Consider the following 25111-nt stretch of genomic DNA (forward strand, 5'->3'; position numbering starts at 1 on the left):
TTATGAAATATAAATGCATATTGGATTGGCTAAAGTGTAGTTCATTTTCCTATATACCAATAATTCATACACAATTTAAATAACCATAATATTTATGTGCTTACCCAGAGTTATTACAAAATATTATTATCTTGATTAATTCACAAATAATCTTAGTCATTAATTTGCAAACCGGGATATGCTAACTACAATTTGTCTGAGTTAAACTGAAACCCATTAAATATTGAGGTGTAATATGAAAGTTATAGCTTCGGTCATTGGTGCATCGTTCCTTCTTATGGGCACACCCGTGCTGGCTGACAATCATGCCAAAGCTGCAGATATGGATTGCAGCGCTTTACTCTCACAAGACTATTCTGTCATTCCCGTGGCCATTGGTTACATTGTTTCGGCTCACAGTATCACCGAGATTGATCAACTTGACCCGGTAGAAATCGACGATATTGTTGAAGATTGTCAAAAGCAGCCTCAAGCGAAAGTTAGTGATATTGCAAAGAAAGAAGTTAAAAACTAATGCCTAAGTACTATTTTTAATTTTCATGTTCAAAAATTCTTGGATTACAAAAAGAAATGAATTTTGGTGCTACTTTTATCCGTACCAACGTTCATTTCTTTCATTATCTATCTAACATCTGCTTTTTTACTTTTTTCCGTAAACCATTGCATCATTAATGAGAAGGAATTCCTATGGCGCTTCATAAAAAATCCACCCTTAAGGGGTCACTGAAAGATGATGTTTATTCATCGAAAGACTTGTCGATTTCAGTGCCAAAATATCGAATTCCAGATAATGAGCAAGAGGCAACTCATGCTTATCAAATCGTCCATGATGAACTCATGATGGATGGGAATTCTCGACAAAATTTGGCCACATTTTGCCAGACGTGGATTGAGGAGGAAATCCATAAGTTAATGGACGAGTCCATCGACAAAAACATGATCGATAAAGATGAGTACCCGCAGACCGCTGAGATTGAATCCCGTTGCGTACATATGCTCGCAGATTTATGGAACTCTCCAAGTGCCGACAATCCTATGGGGTGCTCAACAACGGGGTCCAGTGAGGCGGCCATGCTTGGCGGGATGGCATTAAAATGGGCTTGGCGAGAGAAAATGAAAAAACTGGGCAAGCCGATTGACAAGCCAAATATGGTTTGTGGTCCCGTTCAGGTTTGCTGGCACAAATTTGCTCGTTATTGGGATATTGAGCTACGTGAAATTCCAATGGAAGGCGATCGTCTTATAATGACCCCTGAAGAGGTCATTAAACGCTGTGACGAAAATACGATTGGTGTTGTCCCTACACTTGGCGTCACGTTTACTTGTGAATATGAGCCAGTAAAGGACGTTTGTGACGCTCTCGACAAACTTCAACAGGAAACAGGCCTAGATATTCCAGTTCATGTCGATGGCGCAAGTGGCGCATTTTTGGCTCCATTTTGTGACCCAGACTTGGCTTGGGATTTTCGCTTACCACGCGTGAAATCGATTAATGCTTCTGGGCATAAGTTTGGTTTGTCCCCTCTTGGCGTCGGTTGGGTTGTATGGAGAGATGCGGCTTCACTTCATAAGGATCTGATTTTTAACGTAAACTATCTCGGCGGTAATATGCCGACCTTTGCGCTTAATTTTTCTCGCCCTGGTGGTCAAATTGTCGCTCAATATTACAATTTCCTACGCCTTGGTAAAGAGGGATACACTAAGATCCATCAAGCCTGTTATGACACTGCACAGTATATTGCGCAAGAAATCAATAAGATGGGCATGTTTGACATTATATACAATGGTAAGGGTGGGATACCCGCATTGAGTTGGACACTCAAAAAAGGCGTTAACCCAGGCTTCAACCTTTATGACTTATCTGATCGAATTCGCTCAAGGGGATGGCAAATTGCGGCATACGCAATGCCTGCTGATAGAGAAGATCTTGTCATCATGCGTATTTTAGTTCGTCATGGTTTCAGCCGAGACCTTGCGGATCTAATGTTAGCGGATTTACAGCATTGTGTTGATTTCTTCGAAAAACATCCTGTAGTCAATGGCAGTGATGCCGATGCTTCGACAAACTTCAATCACGGTTAAATGTAAATCTTTAACCCCAATTCAACAGGGTAGTTTTTTACTGCCCTGTTTCACCTTAATTGAAGCATCACGGTAAGTCTCCACTTCTTTAAAACAATATTCAGCAAATTCCGAAACGGAGAAATGTTATGAAAGAACAAGATAAAGTCATTACCATCGTAAACACTCACAGTGAAGCTGAGAATCTTGTCAAAATGCTTAAAAAAGAGCAATACGATGTGTCAAAAATCTCAATTTTAGGTAAAGGCTACCACAGCGAAGAGCATGTTGCGGGTTTCTACAATACTGGCGACCGCGTAAAAAATTGGGGTAAAACTGGCGCGTTTTGGGGCGGGGTCTGGGGCGCTCTCTTTGGCGCTGGTATGTTTTGGCTACCTGGTGTTGGGGCGTTAATGGTTGCAGGCCCAATTGTAGCCACAGTTGTTGGTGCGGTAGAAGGTGCGCTAGTCACTGGTGGGGCAGGTGCTATTGGTGGTGCACTTGCCAGTATAGGTATCCCAAAAGACAGCATTGTAAAATACGAATCTGCGATTAAAGCTGACAAGTTCCTAGTGCTTGTACATGGAGATGCAGAAGATATTGTAAAAGCTCGTACCATATTAGCTGACTATCAAGCAGAGCATATTAAAGCTTAACTTTGATTAAGGTTTGCACAATCTAAACTCTTAAACACTCAGGCTGCCTCAACCGCTACCTTGGTTAACATTTCCTGAAGTCTTTCTTAAGCTATGTTGCTCGTTATCGGCTCAGTTTTATGCCCTGGTTTGTAACTATATCTGCAATGGTTCTTGCTCCCGCAGAGCCATTGCTTGCGGCGTGAGCCTTGCTAATCAAGCTGCGAAGTTTTATGGTTTCAGCATTAATGACTGTTGGAGGTTTGAGCCAATAGTTATAACGACTTCGATGAACCTTGAAGACTTCGCATAATGTTTTTAAGCTGTAGCTATGCTTGAGTTTCTTGATAACCAAGAATTGTTCAGTGAGTCTTAGGTGTAAATATCCGATAATGTAAATTTGCAATATAAGTTTGTCTTGCGATCAACGTAGGATAATTGGCGTATTGTGCGGCTATCTGATTCCTATTTCTCGTCACTAAGCGAGGATATTTATGACCCCACAAGAACAAGAACTTATTCAGAAGTTAGCCGAAAAAATGCGTGTTAATCAAAACAACGCAAAAGACGCCGCAGCCGCTCAGCTAATCCAAGAACAGATCACCTCTCAACCCGACATTGTTTATCGTCTGACACAAGTTGCTCTTGCTCAGGAAGTCGCGCTCAAAGAGTTAAAAGAACGAAACGAGTATTTGCAACGCAATGCCGAGTTTTATAAGCAAGAATCGAACAGAAGTAGTCTAAATAGAATGTTTGGTGGGGATAAAACGCCGCCCCCACCACCTCAGCCAGCTTACCGGCCAAGTGCCTTTAGCGGGTTTATGCAAACGGCAGCAGGGGTAGCGGCTGGTATGGTTGCAGGAAATGCACTGAGCCATTTATTCTTCGGTGGTGAGCATACTTCACCAATGGTCGAAGATGTGACCAATAACACCATCATTGAACAGCCTGAAGAGGGGGCGAATGACCAAGTTGATCCCGCGCAGGATGTCAATAGCCAATCAACAGATACGACTGACAACAGCAGTGGTTTTCTAGACGGTACTGATAATTATACGCAAGATTATACTGGCGGAGGCTGGAGTCAAAACTCAGGCTTTGATGACAATTCAGGCTTTCAATCGTCAGGGTTCGATGATGATAATGCGTTTAACGATGACTCATTGACGAGCAATGATGCCAATAACTTTGGTGGAGGCGATGGCTTCTTTAGCGGCGATGACCAAGACTTTGGTGGTTTTGGCGATGATGACAGCTTGTTTTGATCCACTTCACTAATACGAAACATTAAATTCAAACAACTTTCCGTACCGATCGCTACCGATAGTTTTTTAACTTAACGAAAGTATCGGCCACCTTTAGCCCTTATTGTGTGAAAAATAGGGATACAGAGCTCCGATGGGAAGTTGTTTACCGAATTGTTATTTAGATTTCTTATCCTTTCTTCCTTGCGTTTTTCCCAGTCAATATTCTTAGTTAACGTTCATTCCGTATCGCAACTGTCTATTTATAGTTAATTATTTATTAAAAAACTACAATGTTCACAACTCTATGACTATGCTTTTTCTCACTAGTCTTAATAAATGCAATCGTTTATTTATGTCTCGTAAAGATGATACTTCTAAATTCGGAAGCTCAATATAACGATTCGATTTATCGGTTTTCTTCACTTGGAATAGGTGGGTAGATATGAGCAATAAGATGGGATTGATGGGGTTAACGACCATTGTAACAGTGAATATGATGGGCTCAGGAATCATATTGTTGCCCTCAAGCCTTGCACAGACAGGGGGTATCGCTCTTCTCGCTTGGGGGATTACCGCTATTGGTGCATTGTGTATCGCATATGCTTTTTCTAAATGTGGCATGTATTGTCTAGAAGATGGCGGGATGTCTGCTTATGCCCAAAGGGCGCATGGGAAGTCGAGTTTCTTTATTGCATCTTACACTTATTATGTTTGTTTGGTTATCAGTGCTGTGGCGATAGCTGTGACATCAGTTGGGTATTTAGAAACATTCATCCCTTGGCTTAAGGGAAGCTCACTGCATACGTTTGTTGGTGTTGTAGTGATTTTAGCCGTGACTCTTGTTGCGAATATGCGAGGGGCAAAAATCACTGGGAGGATCTCCTCAGTTACCGTTTGGGGGGTAATTATCCCCGTACTTGGTGTGTCAGTTATTGGTTGGTTTTGGTTTGATACTAAGACCTTTGCGGAAGCATGGAACCCTGGTGACGTATCTATTTCGACAGCAATGTCTTCAGGTATTGCATTGACATTATGGGCATTTCTGGGAATTGAATCCGCAGGGGTTAACTCGGGGGCAGTAGAAAACCCTAAACGTAACGTCCCACTCGCTTGTATGCTGGCCACCATCTTTTCTGCTGTCACCTATATCGCTTCTACAACCGTTATACAAGGTATTGTCCCGAACGAAATATTGGCGAAATCGGATGCGCCATTTGGCCTAGTATTCGCTCAAATGTTTGATCCAACGGTGGGCAATATCGTGACTGCACTGGCGGTGGTTGCTTGTATTGGCTCCTTGCTTGGTTGGCAGTTTACCAATGCACAAGTTTCTAAGGCTGCGGCAGAACTTAACCTTTTCCCTAAAATTTTTGGACAAGTGAACCGTTTTGATGCCCCTGTGAAAGGGATGCTCATTATGCTTGCCTTAGAAATAGTGTTAGCGGTAATGACAATTTCACCGACACTTCTCAAGCAGTTCAATGTGCTGGTGGATTTGGCCGTCTTTATTAACATGGTGCCTTATATCCTGTCTCTCACCGCTCTTGGTGTTATTTTACGTTCTGCAAATGTTGACGATTCAGAATACAAAGTCTCTATATTTGTCGGATCTATTGCGGTGCTTTATAGCATCTATGGAGCATATGCGACTGGCATGGAGTCTGTTTTCTACGGCGCGGTCATCACTTTACTTGGTTATTTCTTTTACGGCTTCATTGCGAGTCGAGATGCCCGTGCGACATCTAATGGGCCGCAATAAGTTAGCAAGTAGATGTAATTTTTTAATTACTCAACAAATGGGAAGGTACAGTAGATATGAGGAAGTACGGTAAAAAGAAACAAGTTTTAATTTTCAATGATACGGTCAAAGAAGGCGTTATTGAAAATGCTCTTAACCGTTTAATTGATGAATTTATTGGTGAAAGCGTTGAAGTGACCGTGGCAACATCATTTGATGATTGTTACTCAATTTTTAACGCCAACTCCGCAGTGGATTGTTTCATGTTGACTTCCCAGATGACGGGGCAACAAGCGGAGGAAAACGATAAGTTCTATCAACTAATTGACAAACTGAATCACCGTCAGGAAGGTGTACCAGTCTTTTTGTTAGCAGAGCGTAAAAAAATCACACTGTCGGTGAGCCGTGAACTAATGTCTCGCGTCGACGAATTTGTTTGGATAATTGAAGACACGCCAGATTTTATCGTTGGTCGCGCTCTTGCTGCAATGGAGCGATATCGTGAAAAGTTGTTGCCACCCTTGATGGCTGCGATGATCAAGTATGATGATGTTCATGAGTATTCGTGGGCTGCGCCAGGGCACCAAGGCGGGGTAGGCTTTACTAAAACGCCCGCAGGACAACGTTTTTATCAGCACTATGGAGAAGCTTTATTTCGCTCTGATATGGGGATAGAACGTGGTTCGCTAGGGTCGTTACTTGATCACACGGGTTATTTTGGAGACAGTGAAGCGTTTGCTGCCAAAGTATTTGGTGCAGATAAGTCTTATTCCTTAGTCACCGGGACGTCAGGTGCGAACCGTACCATCATGCAAGTGTGTATGAAAGAAGACAGCCTTGCGATTTGTGACAGGAATTGCCACAAGTCCATCGAACAGGGATTAATGTTAACGGGGGCTCGACCTGTTTACATGTTACCTACGCGTAACCGTTATGGCATTATCGGCCCCATTTATCCAGAGCAGATGGAGAAAGCGGCACTTCAGAAAAGGGCGGCAGAAAGCCCATTAACCAAAGACTATGCTAACCAAGAGCCCGTATATGCCGTTATCACCAACTGTACGTATGACGGCTTGTGCTATAACGCCAAGCGTGCTCAAGAGATATTAGGACAAAGCAGTAACCGCGTTCACTTTGATGAAGCATGGTATGGTTATGCACGTTTCAACCCAATTTATACGGATCATTTTGCCATGCGAGGTGAACCGGAAGAGGGGGGGGATGGCCCAACGGTGTTTGCAACCCACTCTACTCACAAGCTATTGAATGCGTTATCACAAGCCTCATATATACACGTAAGGAATGGCAAAGATTCAATAGATTTTCAGCGCTTTAACCAAGCGTATATGATGCACGCTACAACATCGCCTCTCTATGCTATCAGTGCATCTAATGATATTGCGGTATCACAAATGTCGGGCAATAAAGGTTACTCATTGACGCAAGAGGTTATCCTCGAAGCGGTCGATTATCGTCAAGCGATGGGGCGCTTGTATCGAGAGTTTGAAAAAGACGGCGATTGGTTCTTTAAACCTTGGAATGCGGAAACATTCACTGACCCTGCAACAGGAAGCTCAGTGCCGTTTGAGGAGGCAGACCCTCAATTGCTTGCAACTACGCAAGACTTCTGGATGATGAAGCCCGGAGATGCATGGCATGGTTTTAAAGATATGCCTGATGATTGGTGTATGCTCGACCCAATTAAAGTGAGTATTCTCGCACCCGGTATGGGAGAAGATGGTACTTTACTAGATAGTGGTGTCCCTGCGGCGTTGGTCACCCAATACCTCACTCGATATGGTATTGTTCCAACGCGAACCACCGACTTCCAAGTGATGTTCCTATTCTCAATGGGCATTACTAAAGGTAAGTGGGCGACCTTGGTCAATACCTTATTGCATTTTAAGCAGCATCACGATCAAAACTCACCACTAAAAAATGTTCTGCCAGATCTCGTGAATAGCTATCCAGAAGTGTACGGTGAAATGGGGCTTAAAGATCTGAGTGAGAAGATGTTTGATTACCTCAAGCAACACACGCCTTCGGATAAACTGAACGCCGCGTATTCTACGCTACCAGAGGCGGTGATGACTCCGAGATCAGCCTTTGAAACCATTGTTGAAAACAATGTCGAAATGGTGCCATCTCATCAACTGCAAGGTCGAGTAGCAGCAAATGCTGTCATTCCATATCCACCAGGGATCCCAATGTTGATGTCAGGGGAAAGTTTTGGTGATAGCACTAGCCCTCAGATTAATTACTTACATAGCTTAGAGGTATGGGACAAAGAGTTTCCGGGATTTGAGCATGAAACGGAGGGTACTGAAGTAGAAGATGGAGTCTATTACGTTATGTGCGTGAAAGAATAGGACCTCAACAAGGAAATATACGTATGAAACATGCTTGCTAGTGCGTTTTTAGTGAGCATGTTCTATTCAATTAACCCTATTGAGGAGAATGACGATGAATCGAATAGTACTTACTCTCAGTGCTATGGCCGGTCTGCTCTCCAGTCCAATTTGGGCAGACGAAATAAAACTGACGGGCAATACCATTGATAATGCATCAATAAATAGCCTTACATTAAAACGTGATGCTTTTGTCGATGAAGAAAATGATAAAGGCGTGGCTATCGCAATGAAGCAAGGAAAGTTCAAGTTTGATAGGGGCTATGATGATGGCTTTGTGGGGCCTGCCGCTATTTTTCAAACAGATAATATTGTGACTTGTTCCCAGCCATTAGTAAAAATCACGTCTCTTGCTGATTTCAGTCAGTTTCCTGACAAACTGAACCCATTTCCTACTTATGGCATTACTGCTTATGACAACCAACCGATACAACATATTAAAAGCGATATAACTCGAATAGGCTTTCGTCTATACAAAGGGAAGTCTCTCATGGATTTCTCTGGTTTAGGTAAACTGCCCGGAGAGAGTAACGCAAAGGCACTATCCTCCATAGAATCTCAATTTGGTCAGCCGTCGTTTGTACTTAAACGCAATAATGGATGGCGAGTACTCTATCTCGGTGATAGCGTCGATGTACAAGCAGTACAGTTGGCATATGAGAATGCTTTGAACCCAGAAAAAAATCCGAATTATCTCAATATTACACCCTCAACAGTGTTGTATGGCGTGATGCTCGATGCCTCATTTAATAGCGATCTAAAGCTAAATATTGATGGGGAAGTTTTGGAGTTTTTCGTGAGTCAGAGTGAAGATGTTATGGTGTTTACAAAATATGAGGGCGTAGGAAAGTTCATTCAACGATTTAATTCAGAGCTAGAGCAATGTGATTCTAAAGCAGATTAGAATATGGTCTTTGCTTGCTTTCACCATCAAGTTCTGGTGGAACCACCAAGCTCAACTCATTGATTGAGCCTGGTGGTTAACTCAATTAGTGCTTCTTACTTGCACCGTTACGAACGATGTCTTTACCATTGTCGTAAACGTGCTGGGATACCCAACGGCCTAAAAGTAGTTGGTGTTTGTCGCCGAGCACTGCAACAAAAGGGCGACCATCGCTATTGGATGTTGCTAGTGCTACACCGGTTACACCATCAAGGCCCAATGCGCCGCTTTCAATTAGGTGAAGAAACGCCTCTAACTCTTCTAATGTTTCGATAACTTGATTATCAATATTCATCGTATTCAATCTCTTGAAGATACTTCATCGTTGCGTACTCTAACTAAGTTAGGCGAATAAACCAAGACCTCACTGGTAAATTCCAGCTTATCAAAATTAAAAGACTATGACGGAATAGGTCTCCTTAGCATAAATCCGGTCTCAAGAGCTCCGATCTCTATCGTAAACATGAAAATAATCTTGTTGGACATCACAAAAATGTTTGATTGAAGCACGTCTTTTTACGCACTTATACTCGAGTGGTCATCGCTGAAATACAAAGCGTTGAAAAATAAAGTTAAGTAATGGGCATGAAGTCATATTGGTGTGAACAACGGGTTACCGTCTGTCGGTGCATCAGTTGCAATAGATTTCAAACGCCATGCTTAAGTTTAACAATAATAAATAAACCTAAATGGCGATGAGATGTTCAGAGTTGAACATGAGCAAAACGTTTAGGAATACAGACAGTGCAGAGTGATTTTATGATTGATTTATGGCCATTGATTGGCATTGCGATTATTACCGTGGGGCTGGCGTTAAAGCAGAACACATTGTTAGTTATTTTGGTTGCAGGTGTAGCAACAGGCTTGGTTGCTGATATTGCGGTGATGGATATTTTATCTACTTTGGGACAATCTTTTACTCAGAACCGCTATATGTCTTTGTTTATTCTTATTCTCCCGATGATAGGCATTCTTGAACGTTACGGTTTGCGTCAACGTGCAGAAGACCTGATCGGCTCAATGAAAAAAGCATCGGTCGGTAAAATCTTGATGACTTACTTGCTACTGCGCAAAGTGACCAATGGTATGGGGCTAAACATCGGTGGTCACCCATCAATGATTCGTCCATTGATTGCGCCAATGTCAGAAGCCGCAGCGGAAAAGTCTTCTCCAAATCTAGCTGAAGAAAAACGTCAAACTATTCGTGCTTTGTCTGCCGCGAGTGAGAACTTTGGTAACTTCTTTAGCCAATTGCTTTTCATTGGTACGGGCGGTTTGCTGCTCATTAAAGGCGTAATGAGTGATAACCAGTTGGATGTTGCGTTGGAAACGATGGCGTTGTGGGCATTGCCTACTGCGATTGTGTCGTTCGTGATATTTGGCATTTACACCAAGATTATCAGTGCGCGACTGAATACATCGCCATCGATAGAGCAAGTTACTGCGCAAGAAGAGGGGAAATAAGCCATGCTTGAGTACGTATATCAGGCTACGGGCCTATTGTTGTTGGCATTTTCTCTGCAAACGTTTTTAGATAAGAACAATCCAAAAAGGGTAGGAACAGGCCTATTTTGGTTGATCTACGGTATTACCTTTATCTTTGGTGCGATGCTCCCTCATTGGGTAACGGGTGCGATGGTACTGGCTTTGACAGCGCTTGCTGCCGGTGGCTTCATGGGTACGGGTAACTACGGTACGACCACCGATGAAGAGCGTAAAGAGACGGCCTCTGTACTTAAGAACAAGTTGTTCATCCCTGCGATCGTTGTGCCAGTTGGTACGGTACTGATTAGCCAGTTCACTTCATTAGGGGCATTGGTTGGTCTTGGAATCAGCTCTATTGCTGCCATTGTGGTTGCATTAATGATTACTCGCAGCCAACCGATGCACAGTCTGAACGAGGGTCGACGTCTGATTGACTCTATAGGTTGGGCGGCAATTTTGTCTCAGTTCCTTGCTGCATTGGGTTATCTATTTAACCAAGCTGGCGTGGGTGATACGGTGGCTGCCATCGTTAAGATGATGATCCCAGAAAACATGTTACTGGTTAAGGTGATTGCGTACTGTGTTGGTATGATGCTGTTTACCGTTGTTATGGGTAATGCATTTGCCGCTTTTGCGGTGATCACGACGGGTATCGGCATTCCATTGCTGATTTTAGAGAACGGTGGAAATGCAGCTATCATTGGTGTGTTAGGGATGCTATCAGGCTATTGCGGTACATTGATGACTCCAATGGCGGCAAACTTCAACATTGTGCCAGCAGCATTGCTTGAACTAAAAAATAAACACCATGTCATTTTGATGCAGGTTGTGCCAGGTTTGGCGATTCTTGTCTTCAATATCTTTGTTATGTATACCTTTGCGTTTTGAGAATAACTATGAAAAAAGTACTAATTACCGGTTTTGAACCATTTGGTGGTGCGTCTATCAACCCGGCACTAGAAGCGGTTAAGCAGTTAGCGAACGCAAAACTGGATGGCGGTGAGATCGTTACGTGTGAAGTGCCTGTTACGCGTTATGAAGCGTTAGATGCGATCATCACAGCAATTGAAGTTCACCAACCGGATTATGTGATCACGGTAGGCCAAGCCGCCGGCCGAGCAGGCATTACTCCAGAGCGTGTGGCTATTAATGTGGATGATTTCCGCATTCCAGACAATGGTGGCAATCAACCTATTGATGAGCCAGTTATCGTTGATGGCCCTGATGCGTATTTCACGACGTTACCGATTAAAGCGATTACTCGTACTCTACAAGAGAAAGGCATTCCTTGTCAGGTTTCTAATACTGCGGGAACGTTTGTTTGTAACCATGTGTTTATGGCATTCAACATTACCTACGCGATAAAAAAGTAGGGCATGGCTTTGTTCATATTCCACTGCTGCCCGAACAAGATACGTCGGGGAACCAACCGACGATGTCTCTAGAGGTGATTGTAGAGGGGCTGCGTTTGGTTGCCCAAGCAACACTTGATAACGAGAGCGATGTAGCGATCACCGCAGGGCAAATTTGCTAACGTTTATTGTATTTTAGATATTGCAATTTGAGTTTACACCGAGCCTTTGCTCGGTGTTTTTATATCTGTTAAGTCGCTCAAAAACTCGGTTTCATGAAAGGAGTAGCATCAATAGCGTCCATTTCAAAGGGTGAACAATCATGAAAGACAATAGAAGTAAGTTCCTTGCGCTTTCTTCTGCCGTTGTTTTTGCTTTGGCGATTGCAGCGCTTAAGTTTGAAAGTACCTTAGGCTTAATGCCAATACTCGTCGCCATCGCGGCATTTTTCGTTTGTGTGATAAACACCAGCATGCATTTGTCTGGCGTAAAGAGAGATGAGTCTTAGCGCATTTTACTTTTTTAATCTTGCACAATGCAGCGCCGATAAGTGACTCGGGTATAAAAGCGTTGAAGCAGTCGACATTCTCCGTATACTTCGCAGTAGCATTAAAGCGCGTATGTGTCGGAGAAAAGCATGTCAAATCGAGTACCTACCAATATACTGACCGGATTCCTTGGCGTTGGTAAAACCACGACTATCCTTAATTTACTAAAAAATAAGCCAGAAAATGAAAATTGGGCAGTGTTGGTCAATGAGTTTGGTGAAATTGGTATCGACGGCGCATTGATGAGCGATCAAGGTGCGATGATCAAAGAGGTGCCAGGCGGCTGTATGTGCTGTACTGCTGGTGTTCCAATGTCGGTTGGTATTACCGCATTATTGCGTAAAAAGCCTGATCGCTTGTTGATTGAACCGACAGGATTGGGGCATCCAAAAGAAGTGATTGCTACTTTGACGTCTGAGCAATATCAACCTTATGTTGATTTAATGGCGACGATTGCACTTGTGGATCCGCGTAATCTAAGTGATGAAAAGTACCTATCTAATAAAAACTTTGTTGATCAACTGGATAGTGCCGATGTTGTCATCGGGAGCAAAGTTGATTTGTGTTCAAGTCAAGATATTGATGTATTTAATGACTGGGTAACAGACCAGACACCAGCGAAAGTCTTTAGTAAATTGATTCACGATGGTGACTTACCGATTGAAGTGCTAGATATTCAACGTGTACATGGCAGCGCGTCATCCCACATCGAATCGCATCATCATGATCATGCGCACCAAGAACCTCAGTTCCAATTGCCACCAGGTGAAGCGTTTATCCGTAAAGAGAACAAAGGACAAGGTTACTTTAGTTGTGGTTGGTTATTTGGTGCAGAATACACGTTCAACTTTGATTTGTTGTTTTCCATGCTCTCAGACCTGACTGCCGAGCGTGTAAAGGCGGTCATCAATACGGATCAAGGTTGTTACGCCTTTAATGTGGCGAACGGTATTGTGTCTGTGAACCAAATGAGTTTAGAGGGTTTTGAATCTCGTCTTGAAGTGATCGACTCCCAATTAATGCCGTGGGATCAGTTAGAAAGCATCCTTTTGCATCTATGCGGATTAGATCAATAGTGATTTCAGGACTTACGCAAGAAAAGTGAGATAAATCACTCAAATTCGGGTATAGTCCACGGCTAAAATTTTTAAAGCTATTTATGTGGTTTGTTTAAGGAATACGCTCAATGTCATTTTCATCTCAAGGTTTTGCGCCAGAAGTGGTTAAAGCACTGGCAGAATGTGGTTATGAAAAGTTAACACCAATTCAACAGAAAGCGATTCCAATGGCTCGCAAAGGCCATGATATCTTCGCTACAGCGCAAACGGGTACCGGTAAAACGGCGGCGTTTTCATTGCCAATGATTCAACGTTTATTGGACAGTGGCCGCAGTGCTTCTCGTAAAACAGCACGCGCGCTGATCATGGCTCCAACTCGCGAGTTAGCAGAACAAATTGCTGACAATATTAAGACTTACACAAAATATACGGATCTCTCTGTTGTGGCCATTTTTGGTGGTCGTAAAATGTCTTCTCAGGTTACGGCACTAGAAAGCGGCGTAGACATCCTAGTGGCAACGCCGGGTCGTCTAGAAGAGCACATCGAGCAGGGCAACGTATCAGTCGCTAACCTTGAATTTCTTGTGTTTGATGAAGCCGACCGTATTTTGGATATGGGCTTCATCCACGCTGTGCGCAAAATCATGCTAGATGTCGATACTGACCCTCAAATCATGATGTTTTCAGCAACAACATCAAGCCAACTGAATTTGTTAGCTAACGATATTCTGCGTAAGCCAAAGCGTATTGAAGTAGAACGTGCGAACACCACAGCACAGACCGTTGCTCATGTGTTGTACCCAGTTGATCAAGAACGTAAGACAGAGCTTCTTTCTGAACTGATTGGTCGCAAAAACTGGAAACAGGTGCTGGTCTTTGTGAACTACAAAGAAACGGCAAATGATGTCGTTAAAGAACTTAAGCTTGATGGCATTAAAGCCGTAGTTTGTCATGGTGACCGTGCTCAGAGTGCTCGTCGTCGTGCGCTAGAAGAGTTTAAAACAGGCAAAGCGCGTGTAATGGTAGCAACGGATGTCGCTGCTCGTGGTTTGGATATTGAAGACCTACCGCACGTTGTAAACTACGACATGCCATTCTTAGCAGAAGACTACGTTCACCGTATTGGCCGTACAGGTCGCGCGGGTAAGCAAGGTCATGCGGTGTCTTTCGTTAACCGTGAAGAAGAGTTGACGGTAGTACAAGTTGAAAACTTGATTCAACAACATATTCGCCGTATTGAACTTGCGGGTTATGAACCAAAACAACGCGAGTCGTACATTGAGAAGTTAAACTCAAAACCTGCGTTTAAAAATCGCCAAGGTCGTCGTAATAACCCGAATCAATCGGCAACAGACCAAGGTTCAGCTGAACGCCGTTTAGCAATGGTGAAGCGCCTGAAAGAGCGTCGCTCGACCAAGTAATCTGAGCGTCGGTTTTTAAACCGTTACTTTTCAGTACTTGTTCTTAAATGACGGTTTTTAAATAACGGTGTTTAAATCATCGCTTTCAAATAAAACGCCCCTTATCGAAAGGGGCATTTTTTTATATCGCTAGTTTATACCTATCATATTGGCCTCTCCGCGATAAATAACGCGATCGTTGCCTCGATGAATACCAAACGTGACCACCGCCGGTGGGTTTTCTTCATCGGAATCCGTTTTATCCCAGTTGTATTGAAGCCAAGGCAAATTGTTCCCAGTCTTGCTCAAATCGAGTTGGAATCGCACTTGTTCTCGGGCAGAATCCTTTTGGCTTGCAACAATGGCGGTTGAGCGGCCAGCTAACATTTTCCCACTTCCTGATAACTCAGTATTATCAGGCGCTGAATTGGACCAAACTGACTCTTTGTCATGATGTTCGCCATCGGTGGTGGTTGAACTGTCACTAAAATGGGTGACAAATCGACCGCCCTCCCAAACTTCAACATCCAGTGGAACTCGAATCGTCATACCTTGATTGCCACCTACGTCTTTGAAGTTCAGTCGGCCAAAGCGCACGTCAGGTTGCGTTGAAAAAATATGCGTAGCATCGAGAAAGTGTACCTCATCAACAACATTACCCAGCTCATAAGTTAAGCCGATTTTACTGGTAGCGGCACTGTTGGCTTTGTTAAACGGACCATCTGGATATTGCCCATCGGTTTCGTCTTTTTCCCAGCATGGGCTGTTTAAGCACGTCGCTCCAGACGGAGCTTTAATAATGGTGAATCTGCCAACGCTGGCATTGCCGATTTTGCTCCATTCACCTTGTGAGGAACGTGGTGGAACAAATCGATCGCTGTAGCTACTCAGTTCACCCAGATTAAAGTGCTGTCTATAGTTAGAGGCAAAATGAACATAGTTAAGAACGTTCTCCTTATCCGCATTTAATGCTATGACGTCGTAAGAGATGCTATCCATCGGTTGATTCATATAGACAAAACTCTGCCCCGATGGGTATCTCCACTCGACATCTCGCGCTTTGAAATATTTCGGATAGAAACGACCGATGTTGCGAAACCCCTCGTTTACAGTTTGGTCAAGATAATCGCCACTCAGGTTGGCTTTCACGCGTAAACTGCCCACTTCCTGCCAAGACAACTGTGAAAATATGTACCCATCGCCAGAGTGTTCTTTATGCGCTTTGGTTAATCCCAAAGGGCTCTCTAATAGTTTAGTTTGACCAGAAGAGGTAGCTTCTGGTGTTGCTTGTTTACTGGAAAGCACCACGTTTGCAGCAGGGGCATCATCAAGCATGAAGTTACGCGTGACGGCAGCATCACAGTAATTTCGCGTATTTACGGGGTTTGAAAGTGAACCGCCAGCTTGCCAAACAATGGGTTTTACGGTGACAGAAAAGTCTTCGCCAGAGGCAATAAATCCATTACCCGATGAGGATGTGCCGGATTGTAGTGCTTGGTCGGCATCGCAAATCGCCAGTGTCCATGGGCGAGATTTCACATCAAAGCTACCACGTACCGTGACAGCGCCATTCGTAGGGCAATTCTCATACCCCTTACAATCAAATGAGTCGTTTAATCTGACGTTAAATAGTCCAGACTCATTGGTGATAAGTCCATGACTAGAAAGACCATCGGTAAAATCTGCAGAGTATACGAAATTCCCTTTGCTGCCTTGCGCTGGTTTTATGATGCTGTGGCTCACTTTAGGTAAACCATCATAATTGGTTGCAACAATTTGCTCTCCGGTTGCAGAACAAGCCAGAAGACGTGTGTTAACGATCTGAGATTTACCGGCCACAACGCTGATTTCATCAACTGATGTACCTGGATCTTTTGAATACGCTTCAAACATGAATGGTTCAAACATGAACTTAACGGCTTGCGCTTTTTCGGCATCGTCTGCAACCGTGAATGTCAGCCGATAGTTTGCCCCAAGTTCGAGTTGGTCAATGTCCTTTGGTATGACTTCCAACTCCAATTGCCCCTGATCGGTAGAGAGGTAGTCGCTACCATTTTTTGTGCCCTTTATTACTTTTAGGGTGAAGAGGCTAGGGTGGGACAGGGTTGCTGTGACTTTTGTACTTGCTGGTTCACCATTGTTGGTTGTCGTAGCTAAAAACTGCGGAAGAGATTCGCCACACATTAAGGCAATATCGTCATGTGGGGTTACGACAAGCTCAAAATCGTCTTCTGATGGTGGTTTTATTTCACAAATAGGAACGACTTTGTCTGGACAACGTCGTTGTGATGCGTAAGAACAGTTCGGTTCATCAATGCCGCAGTAACGAGTGATGTTACTATCAATATTATAGGCTTTTATATTGCCACATACTGCGCCACTACCATTCACTGTACTTGCCGTTTGAAATACATCAACAGCCATTTTATTTGCATAAACATAACTGGAGTCTAACTTCACATTGGCACCTTCTGAGTCTATGAATCCAAAGACCTCGGTAGACTGCAGATCGACGTTTTGTTTAGCAATAATGTTACCAGCAATCAAGTTGGATGTAGATTTTGTAGTTAAAGCACCACCGTCGGACTGAACATTTCCACAAACAGCAGTATTATTCAATACAATATGTTGATTGGCAAAGACGGCGCCGTTAATCACATTATTGTTTCCATTTACGGTCACAATACCACCATGAGAAGTGACGGTACCATTCACTTGGGTATTCTCAAGCGTGACATGCTGCCCACCAGTTATTGATCCAAGGATAACGTTATTTGAACCCGTTATTTCGATATTCATTCCGATGGATGTGACAGAATTGCCTACGATGATATCGTTTAGTGTGATGTGACCTTGAGCCCTTAGTGAGCCACTTACGCTATTTTCTTGTCCACTGATGATTAAATTGCCGCCCGAGGAAGATATTGTCCCCTCAATCTTAAGATTGTGAAAAGAAACACTATGACTTGAGTTGATGTCACCGTAGATAGTTGAGTGTTTACCACTTTGCGTTGCTTCTAAAATGATACCATTATACGTAGAGGTAAGATTTATTGGAGATTGTTGGCTACCAACTGCATTGTTACCTTGAAGGAGTATCTTATTGGGAACAAGAATTTCTGCTTGTTTTTCATTTGAATTGATGATGCTGTCGCCATAAGCAAGGTTAAAACCAGAGTAACAATAATATTGTGTTACATCACCACTTGGATCAATATTAATTGGACTTCCACAAAACTTAACCTGTTCTCCATTATTTATCTGCGCTAAATCGTATACCGCCGCATGTGAGGCAAAGGTAAAAAGAGTCAAAAACGCAAAAAAGGAGGATGTGCGCATCATCAAGTATCCTAAATCTTATTAATCTTAATGGCGCAAGCATTTAAGCAATGGCTCAAAGAAAGTAACCTCAGCGGTTTATTATTGGCTTGGCTCCGCATATTTTGGTTTATGTCTATTAATGTGTTTTGGTATTAGTACTTATTGAAAAGTATTAGAGCTCAAATGTGACATTAGTTCAATAGTTTATGTTGAAGCTTGTCGCACTTATTGTAGTTATATTTGTTGCCGATAATTCAATCATTTGTGAGCATTGAATTATCGACGAACGTTGGATTATCGGTGGATATTGAATCGTTAAGGTGCTTTATGCGGCATGATCGACCAGTGGGGACATTTGGTACAACTCTTCGAGAATGGCTTTTGTCTGTTTAGAATAAATGAGCCTATCACGGTCACCCACCAATTGAATGGCTTTGACTTTTCCGGATACGAGCCCATGACGGATTGTGCGCAGCACCATTTGAATATCGAGAAATGATGCGGAATCCAGATTGTTTTTCACAAGCAGAGAAGACAAATCAATAGAGATGATAACTTGGTCGCAATGGTCTAAATAGTTACCAATCTGCTGTTTTAAATGGCTGCGATAGCGAAACGTGAATTCACGATCAGTGACCCAGTCACAGCCTTGATCTTCAGCGTATTCCCAAATTTCTGGTTTTGTCTCTTCTTGACTTGCTCCGGCAAAAAACAAACGCACGTTTCTATAGCGAGAAAGAGCAAAGTGAAACGCTGAACCTATGCGTGGTTCTAGTGTTGGCTTTAGATTCATTTTATGGCCAAGGTGAATAATACCCACTTCATCGGTACCACATACGACCACCGGCAGAATCGACAAAACGGCTTCTGTACAGTTAGACAAAATCACGGGAATGGAGTGTCGAGATAACGCCAAACTCAATGACTCTTGGAATTCACCATTCTCTATTTGACTATGAGTAAAGTGGCCCAGATTCACGGCAGAGTTGTGATCATGTTGTTGGTTTAGCCAGTCACTTGCGTTTTCTAGGCTCTGGTTAGCTAGTTCAAACGTCCCTGATGTCATCGGAGCTAAATGTTCACATACCGTCATAAATGAAAATGGGTAATGATGAACGTGTTTCTTATCTCGATGAAGTCTGTAACGTTTGAAAAAGCTTAACATTGTGAATTACCTTTCTGGTGGCAACGCCCTTGCTGCCTGCAACACATGCAAAATGATACGCTGCTTGTCTTTCTCCACGCGGTGAGCCGGAGCCATGACCGATACCGCACCAATCAATTTACTTCCTTTCATGACAGGCGCACTGATACCGGACACACCAGGATCAATTTCTGATGTACTGACAGCGTATCCGTTTTTACGGATGGTACTGAGCTCTTGTTCCCACTCATTGAGACGATGATCTTCGCCAAAATGACGTAAGATTTTCTCACAACGATTTTGAGGCATAAAAGCCAGCATCACTTTAGATGAGGCACCACGAAGCAGTGGTTGACTTTGACCCTGGACGTAGCTGCATCGAAGCGCCTGCATACTTTCTTTTTGTCTGACACAAAGCGCACGATAACCTGCTGGTACCATATATGCGGCCATTTCACCGGTTTGCTGAACTAAGCGAGCTAATATGGTTTCCACCATATCCAAACCATGTTGTGAGGTTTCATAGCTGTGCATAAGCAGCAGAGCGGCTGGGCCTACGACGAATGTCTTGTCATGAACACTTTCTTCTATCAAGTTCCATTCTTTTAGCAGCTTCAAATGTCGATAGAGGCTACTCAATGGTACGTGTAATTGTTCACTGAGAGTTTTCGCAGATACTGGGAATGGGCTAACCGCAACTTGCATTAGTAATTGCAGCGCTTTTTCGTTTACCTGATTCGCGTTGGCTTTGTTTGTCGTCATGAGTCTGTTGTAACGTGTTAGTGGCAGTGCAACAACTATAATTCTTAGTTGCTGAGAAAAGGAAAATAATTAGAATGAGATATTCTCACTTAATGAGAAAGCGGCATATTAATATAAATCCTAATTAAGATCTAAGTACTCGTTTGCTCCAAAAAACGTACTAAAGCGGCTTATTGATTTGAGCCTTGTAGCAGTGACTACTGTCGCAATAGATGAATTCCAAGTAGTTTTGAATACTCTCTAAGCCGTCTTCTTGATAGTGGGAAACATACAGTAATTGGCTTAAATTCTCTTTTGCGATTAATTCTAGCGTGTTCTTAACCAAAATGCGGCCAAGATAATCAAGGCCTTGATAAGGCTCATCGAGAATCAACATTGTTGGCTGTTTTACAATGGCACGTGCAATCAGCAACAGGCGTTGCTGACCATATTCAAGTTGTTTGAAAGGCGTTTTCTCGTATTGTTCCATGTGTAAGATAGCCAACCACTCTTTTGCTACTGTGATTTCCTTTTTTGTAGGTTGTGAGTAGAGGCCGATGGAGTCATAGAACCCTGAGATTATCACCTCCAAAGCGCTACAATTGACACGATATTGTAGATGTAATGCCGAGGACACCATACCGATGTGTTGTTTGATTTCCCATATCGACTCGCCTGTCCCGCGTTTTTTGCCAAATATGTGAATGTCATTGCTATAACACTGGGGATGATCACCAAATATTAAGCCGAGTAGGGTGCTCTTACCACAGCCATTTGGGCCTTTTACTTGCCAATGTTGCCCTTTGTCTATGCGCCAGTTTAAATCGGTGAAAATGGTTTTATCGGTGTATTCGACACGACCACTTTTTATTTCGAAAATCGGATTGTCGAAGTGGGTCGAATGCTGATGTTGGCGAATCAATGTCATCACTTCTTCCGTTTGCTTATTCGATTGAGATTGGATCTGGGCAATAATAGGGTGAGCATCCCAACGTTTTCTATCCATAACGCTTTCTAACTTACCGGTGTTGAATAATGCAATGTTATCAATCCAATCTGGCATGTCAGTTTCGCGTGAAAAAGTCACGAGTATTTGCACTGATTTGGATAATTTGTGCAGATAGGCCGCGAGTGATGCTCGATGATGAATATCGAGCCCGGTAAAAGGGTTGTCTAACAGTATCAAATTTGGCTTTAAAGCAAGGGCGCGAGCCAGCATGACTCGGCGCGTTTCCCCGGTAGATAACACGCGAAATCCACTGTCCGCGAGATGAGCAAGATCGAGATCATGCATCAATTCGTGAGTTAGGGTGTCATCTTGGCATGCTTCCATGATCAGCTTATAAACACTGCTTCCTTGATCGATACGATCTAAAAAATCCGTCTCATCATTTTCGATTTCTCTTTCTAAAAGACGCTGCTGCTCAGAAAGCGATACTTGTTCTACGTGACCGCCATTCAGTTTGATTTCACCTGAATTGGGCTTTAGTTCACCACATAGAAGATCGCCGAGTATAGACCCGATCTCTCCATCAGCGCTGAATATGGCCCAAGATTGGCCAGGCTCGATATTCCAGTTGTCTATAGAAAGGGTCGCGGTATTTTGTGTTGCTGCAAGCTGCTGAAATTGAATAAGCATTCAGAGTATCTTCCTTGATTTTATTCTAATTTGAGTGGAATTGGATAAAGTTTAACCGTGTTAGGGCGAAAGGCTCAAGAGAAAGGTCAAAAGTCCGTTATCGAATCGTATATTTGGCGCACATCAAGTTGGCACCATTTTAAATTCATTTGATCAGCCAAAGGCGACCGTTTGCGCAAACGATAAAATTATTTGTTTTCGAGGTGAGAAAAGAGTATTGTCACGCCCCAATTGAAGTAACGGTTAGCGCGCATCGTTTTACGCTACGTTACTTACGCTATTCACGAAGGATATGTGATCCTCAAATCTGTCAATTTAGGACAATTTAGAGCGGCAATTAAGGAATCCCGTTGCTCATAAACTTAAGCATGTAAATAGGTAAAACAATGTCCGAGAACATTTCAACTCCTCAACAACAGACCGAAAATGGTTCAACTCAAACCGTAGATAAAGGTTGGATTGACCGTTATTTTTTGATTTCTGAACGTGGTAGTACGATTCGCAGAGAATTATTAGCGGGTGCAACCACGTTCTTAGCGATGGTTTATTCGGTCATTGTTGTCCCAAACATGCTGGGTGCGGCGGGTTTTGACCAAAGCGCTGTCTTTATTGCAACCTGTTTGGTAGCCGCATTTGGTTCGCTTCTTATGGGCATGTGGGCAAAGCTACCAATGGCGATTGGCTGTGCTATTTCGTTGACCGCATTTACCGCGTTTAGTTTGGTGCTAGGCCAAGGTGTTTCGATTCCTGTCGCATTGGGTGCGGTGTTCTTGATGGGTGTTGTCTTTACGGCAATTACCGTCACAGGCTTACGTCAGTGGATCCTAACGAACTTACCATCAGGCATTGCACATGGTACCGGTATTGGTATCGGTTTGTTCTTACTGCTGATTGCCGCAAATGGCGTAGGGCTTGTTGTACAAAACCCTCACGCAGGTCTTCCAGTTGCACTTGGTGACTTTACTTCTTTCCCTGTGATGATGTCTGTCTTAGGTTTGGCGGCAATCATTGGACTTGAAAAGAAACAAGTGACTGGTGGCATCTTGCTTGTAATTATCGCGATTTCTATTCTTGGCTTGATCTTTGATCCAGCCGTGACTTACCACGGCTTGTTTGCAGTGCCGAGCTTCGGTGGTGAAAACTCGCTAATTGCATCTATGGACATTATGGGGGCGATGAGCCCACTGGTACTGCCGAGTGTTTTAGCATTGGTAATGACGGCGATTTTGATGCAACAGGCACAATACGTGCAGTTGCAGGGCAAGCTAACTTACTGGATGACAAAGGTAATATCATCAATGGCGGGAAAGCGCTAACAGCCGATTCTGTGAGCAGTATTTTCTCTGGTTTTGTCGGTGGCTCTCCTGCTGCGGTTTACATTGAATCAGCAACAGGTACGGCGGCCGGTGGTAAAACAGGCTTAACTGCGGTTGTCGTTGGTTTGGCATTCTTATTGTTGTTGTTCCTTTCACCAATCAGCTACTTGGTGCCAAGTTATGCTACAGCGCCTGCATTGATGTACGTTGGTCTACTTATGCTAAGCAACGTAAGTAAATTGGATTTTAGCGACTTGGTCGGTGCGCTAGCTGGATTAGTCTGTGCGGTGTTTATCGTTCTTACTTCGAATATCGTAACGGGTATTATGCTAGGCTTTGTTTGTCTTGTCGGTGGTCGTGTGATTGCTGGTGAATGGAAACAGCTGAACATGGGTACTGTGATTATTACCATCGCGCTTGTTGCGTTTTACGCAGGCGGTTGGGCAATCTAACGATTTTACCCAAGACATTGTTCACTCAAGACAATGTTCTAAATGTTTATACAAAAAGAGTCAGTGATGTTGTCACTGACTCTTTTTTTTGGCTAACGTGGGGGTGGTAGGATGGTACTTTGATTCCGACCATTTTGCTTAGATTCGTACAGCGCCTTGTCCGCAAGTTTAAACGCTTTCGTAAAGTTACTGCGTTGTAGATGTACACCACCGATAGAGATGGTCACATCAAGGCCTGCAATTGGGTTGTTAGCAATGTGTCGACGGATTGTTTCTGCTTTTTCTTTGAGCTTAGGCTCATCCATGTTTCGCATGACTAACAAAAACTCCTCTCCACCCCAACGAATAGCAACATCGCTTGCTCGAATTTGGCTCGAAATGCGTTTTGTCACTTCGGTAATGACATCGTCACCTTTTTTATGCCCATGCGTGTCATTAACGGATTTAAAAAAGTCGATATCAATGAGAAGAAGAGAAAACGTGTTTAGTCGTTTTAATCTCTTTTCATAGAAGTCTCTACGATAGAAGCCTGTCATTCGGTCTTGGTGTAATAGCTTCCGGTAACGTTTGAAAGCGGAACGTAAGAATTGGATAAACAAGGCCATTAATATTGACGGGATCAGAATACGCTCAAAGATCTCCCACGCGCCAAAGCCAATATAAACCGGCTCCGCATCAGTACAGGCAATCTGCACGGGAACACGGACTGAGAACCAATGAGTTTCTGTATCTATTGCTGTCAAAAAGTCATCGTTGAACTGCGTTACTTTGTGATCCACAAAGCTGTTTTTTATATCGATGGCCAGCAGCGCCTCCAACTCTCGATGATTGTATACAGGGTAATAGAGTGTTCGAAGTAACGCATTTGAGCCATCTTCAACATAGGGCTCGGAAAGCTTTATATTACAGCCATAGAACTGATCGAACGTATTTTCAAGCCGTTCAAGTTCTAGGATACGCATAATTTCGCTAGCCTCATAAATGCTATAACGTTTTGAGTATGATTCTCTAAGAGGATCAAAGTGGCCGTAAGTTGACGGATTTTCAAAGATGGCTACGGTCCAAATATGATCAGGTGCGATGGTTTCAAGTTGCTTTCGAAGCTTATTCACACCCTCAGACAGAATTTTTACGTTTGTATCTTCCCCAACCATGATACTGACATCGTTTCGGACGTGGGTACCTTTAGTCAAAAAAGTAGTCCCTGTATTGTTGTAATACTGAGCAAATCGACGGCTAATTGAATATATTTGATTAAAATCCGTAACAATATATTTAGAAAGCTTAGTTAACAGCGCCGCGTTGTATAACGTATATGATGATCCAACGACAACGACCATTAGCGAAGCCAGTTTCATTACTGGCAATAATTGACGTGCAAATTTCTGAGATAAATTTTTGGCCATGGTGTTCTATCGGTATAGGGGGAGGGCGTAGTGTAGTGATCGAGGATATTTACTCAATTAACACTGCTTGTCGTGACGGAAAAATTTAATTGTCTATAATTTCGAACGTATAACACCCTTATAACTAAAAATGAGAATAGGCACATGGCGTGCTTTGAGGGAATGTCGATAGGTCATTCATACAGCTAACGAAGAGCACGATAGAACTGACGCTCAG

18 protein-coding genes and 3 pseudogenes are annotated in these 25111 nt (G+C 43.2%); 14 read left to right on the plus strand and 7 right to left on the minus strand.

Translation table 11 applies throughout. From position 1 onward, the window contains the following. The first annotated feature begins 235 nt into the window (after positions 1-235). From KHN78_RS15300 to KHN78_RS15310, 3 genes are all read left to right on the plus strand, one after another. Complete coding sequence (locus KHN78_RS15300) at positions 236-514, plus strand: HdeA/HdeB family chaperone (protein ID WP_211916896.1); 279 nt, start codon at positions 236-238, stop codon at positions 512-514. Positions 515-687: 173 nt separating this feature from the next. After that, on the plus strand, positions 688-2082 hold the full coding sequence (locus KHN78_RS15305) for a glutamate decarboxylase (protein ID WP_211916898.1): 1395 nt from the start codon (positions 688-690) through the stop codon (positions 2080-2082). Positions 2083-2210: 128 nt separating this feature from the next. Further along, a complete protein-coding gene (locus KHN78_RS15310) occupies positions 2211-2717 on the plus strand; it encodes a general stress protein (protein WP_211916900.1) in 507 nt (168 codons plus the stop codon). A gap of 106 nt (positions 2718-2823) precedes the next feature. On the opposite strand, the pseudogene KHN78_RS15315 reads toward KHN78_RS15310, so the two are convergent. Then, a pseudogene (locus KHN78_RS15315) lies at positions 2824-3084 on the minus strand (IS3 family transposase); the annotation flags it as partial. Positions 3085-3190: 106 nt separating this feature from the next. On the opposite strand from KHN78_RS15315, the gene KHN78_RS15320 reads away from it, so the two are divergent. The 4 genes from KHN78_RS15320 to KHN78_RS15335 all read left to right on the plus strand — a co-directional run bounded on the left by KHN78_RS15320 (position 3191) and on the right by KHN78_RS15335 (position 8993). Continuing rightward, the gene (locus tag KHN78_RS15320; RefSeq protein WP_211916902.1) at positions 3191-3961 is read left to right on the plus strand and encodes a DUF2076 family protein; all 771 of its coding nucleotides are present in this window, start codon (positions 3191-3193) and stop codon (positions 3959-3961) included. Positions 3962-4385: 424 nt separating this feature from the next. Beyond that, positions 4386-5702 (plus strand): putrescine-ornithine antiporter, encoded by a 1317-nt coding sequence (gene potE, locus KHN78_RS15325; protein WP_211916904.1) that lies wholly within the window; start codon positions 4386-4388, stop codon positions 5700-5702. 56 nt (positions 5703-5758) lie between these two features. Continuing rightward, the gene (adiA, locus tag KHN78_RS15330; RefSeq protein ID WP_211916906.1) at positions 5759-8050 is read left to right on the plus strand and encodes an arginine decarboxylase; all 2292 of its coding nucleotides are present in this window, start codon (positions 5759-5761) and stop codon (positions 8048-8050) included. A gap of 94 nt (positions 8051-8144) precedes the next feature. After that, positions 8145-8993, plus strand: coding sequence for a hypothetical protein (locus tag KHN78_RS15335; protein WP_211916908.1), 849 nt, complete (start codon positions 8145-8147; stop codon positions 8991-8993). A gap of 85 nt (positions 8994-9078) precedes the next feature. Here the strand turns inward: KHN78_RS15335 and KHN78_RS15340 are convergent, their stop codons facing one another. Then, positions 9079-9327: a hypothetical protein gene (locus KHN78_RS15340; RefSeq protein ID WP_211916910.1), complete on the minus strand. Its 249-nt coding sequence runs from the start codon at positions 9325-9327 to the stop codon at positions 9079-9081. A 464-nt stretch (positions 9328-9791) separates the two neighbouring features. Here KHN78_RS15340 and KHN78_RS15345 point away from each other — a divergent pair, with 464 nt between their 5' ends. The 6 genes and pseudogenes from KHN78_RS15345 to KHN78_RS15370 all read left to right on the plus strand — a co-directional run bounded on the left by KHN78_RS15345 (position 9792) and on the right by KHN78_RS15370 (position 14896). Beyond that, positions 9792-10496: a DUF969 domain-containing protein gene (locus tag KHN78_RS15345; RefSeq protein ID WP_211916912.1), complete on the plus strand. Its 705-nt coding sequence runs from the start codon at positions 9792-9794 to the stop codon at positions 10494-10496. Between the two features lie 3 nt (positions 10497-10499). Beyond that, positions 10500-11405 (plus strand): DUF979 domain-containing protein, encoded by a 906-nt coding sequence (locus tag KHN78_RS15350; protein WP_211916914.1) that lies wholly within the window; start codon positions 10500-10502, stop codon positions 11403-11405. Positions 11406-11413: 8 nt separating this feature from the next. Next, positions 11414-12051, plus strand: a pseudogene (gene pcp / locus KHN78_RS15355) (pyroglutamyl-peptidase I). Positions 12052-12191: 140 nt separating this feature from the next. Continuing rightward, positions 12192-12377 (plus strand): hypothetical protein, encoded by a 186-nt coding sequence (locus KHN78_RS15360; RefSeq protein WP_128813069.1) that lies wholly within the window; start codon positions 12192-12194, stop codon positions 12375-12377. Positions 12378-12506: 129 nt separating this feature from the next. Continuing rightward, positions 12507-13493 (plus strand): CobW family GTP-binding protein, encoded by a 987-nt coding sequence (locus KHN78_RS15365; RefSeq protein WP_211916916.1) that lies wholly within the window; start codon positions 12507-12509, stop codon positions 13491-13493. Between the two features lie 110 nt (positions 13494-13603). After that, positions 13604-14896 carry a DEAD/DEAH box helicase gene (locus KHN78_RS15370; protein WP_128813068.1) on the plus strand — a complete coding sequence of 431 codons (1293 nt, stop codon included), beginning with the start codon at positions 13604-13606 and terminating at the stop codon, positions 14894-14896. 129 nt (positions 14897-15025) lie between these two features. On the opposite strand, the gene KHN78_RS15375 is transcribed toward KHN78_RS15370, so the two are convergent. The 4 genes from KHN78_RS15375 to modF form a co-directional block, all read right to left on the minus strand. Further along, a complete protein-coding gene (locus KHN78_RS15375; protein WP_223917809.1) occupies positions 15026-18217 on the minus strand; it encodes a DUF6701 domain-containing protein in 3192 nt (1063 codons plus the stop codon). Between the two features lie 304 nt (positions 18218-18521). After that, on the minus strand, positions 18522-19361 hold the full coding sequence (locus KHN78_RS15380; protein WP_211916919.1) for an arginase: 840 nt from the start codon (positions 19359-19361) through the stop codon (positions 18522-18524). A 6-nt stretch (positions 19362-19367) separates the two neighbouring features. Beyond that, on the minus strand, positions 19368-20102 hold the full coding sequence (locus KHN78_RS15385; protein WP_128813065.1) for an IclR family transcriptional regulator: 735 nt from the start codon (positions 20100-20102) through the stop codon (positions 19368-19370). Between the two features lie 160 nt (positions 20103-20262). Then, a complete protein-coding gene (gene modF / locus KHN78_RS15390; RefSeq protein WP_211916921.1) occupies positions 20263-21720 on the minus strand; it encodes a molybdate ABC transporter ATP-binding protein ModF in 1458 nt (485 codons plus the stop codon). Positions 21721-22106: 386 nt separating this feature from the next. Here modF and KHN78_RS15395 point away from each other — a divergent pair. Beyond that, positions 22107-23488: pseudogene (locus KHN78_RS15395) on the plus strand (NCS2 family permease). A gap of 92 nt (positions 23489-23580) precedes the next feature. On the opposite strand, the gene KHN78_RS15400 reads toward KHN78_RS15395, so the two are convergent. Beyond that, on the minus strand, positions 23581-24894 hold the full coding sequence (locus KHN78_RS15400) for a GGDEF domain-containing protein (RefSeq protein WP_211916923.1): 1314 nt from the start codon (positions 24892-24894) through the stop codon (positions 23581-23583). Between the last annotated feature and the right edge of the window lie 217 nt (positions 24895-25111).

Origin of the sequence: Vibrio sp. B1REV9 (genome assembly GCF_905175395.2) — a bacterium.
In the GTDB taxonomy this organism is placed as follows: domain Bacteria; phylum Pseudomonadota; class Gammaproteobacteria; order Enterobacterales; family Vibrionaceae; genus Vibrio; species Vibrio alfacsensis.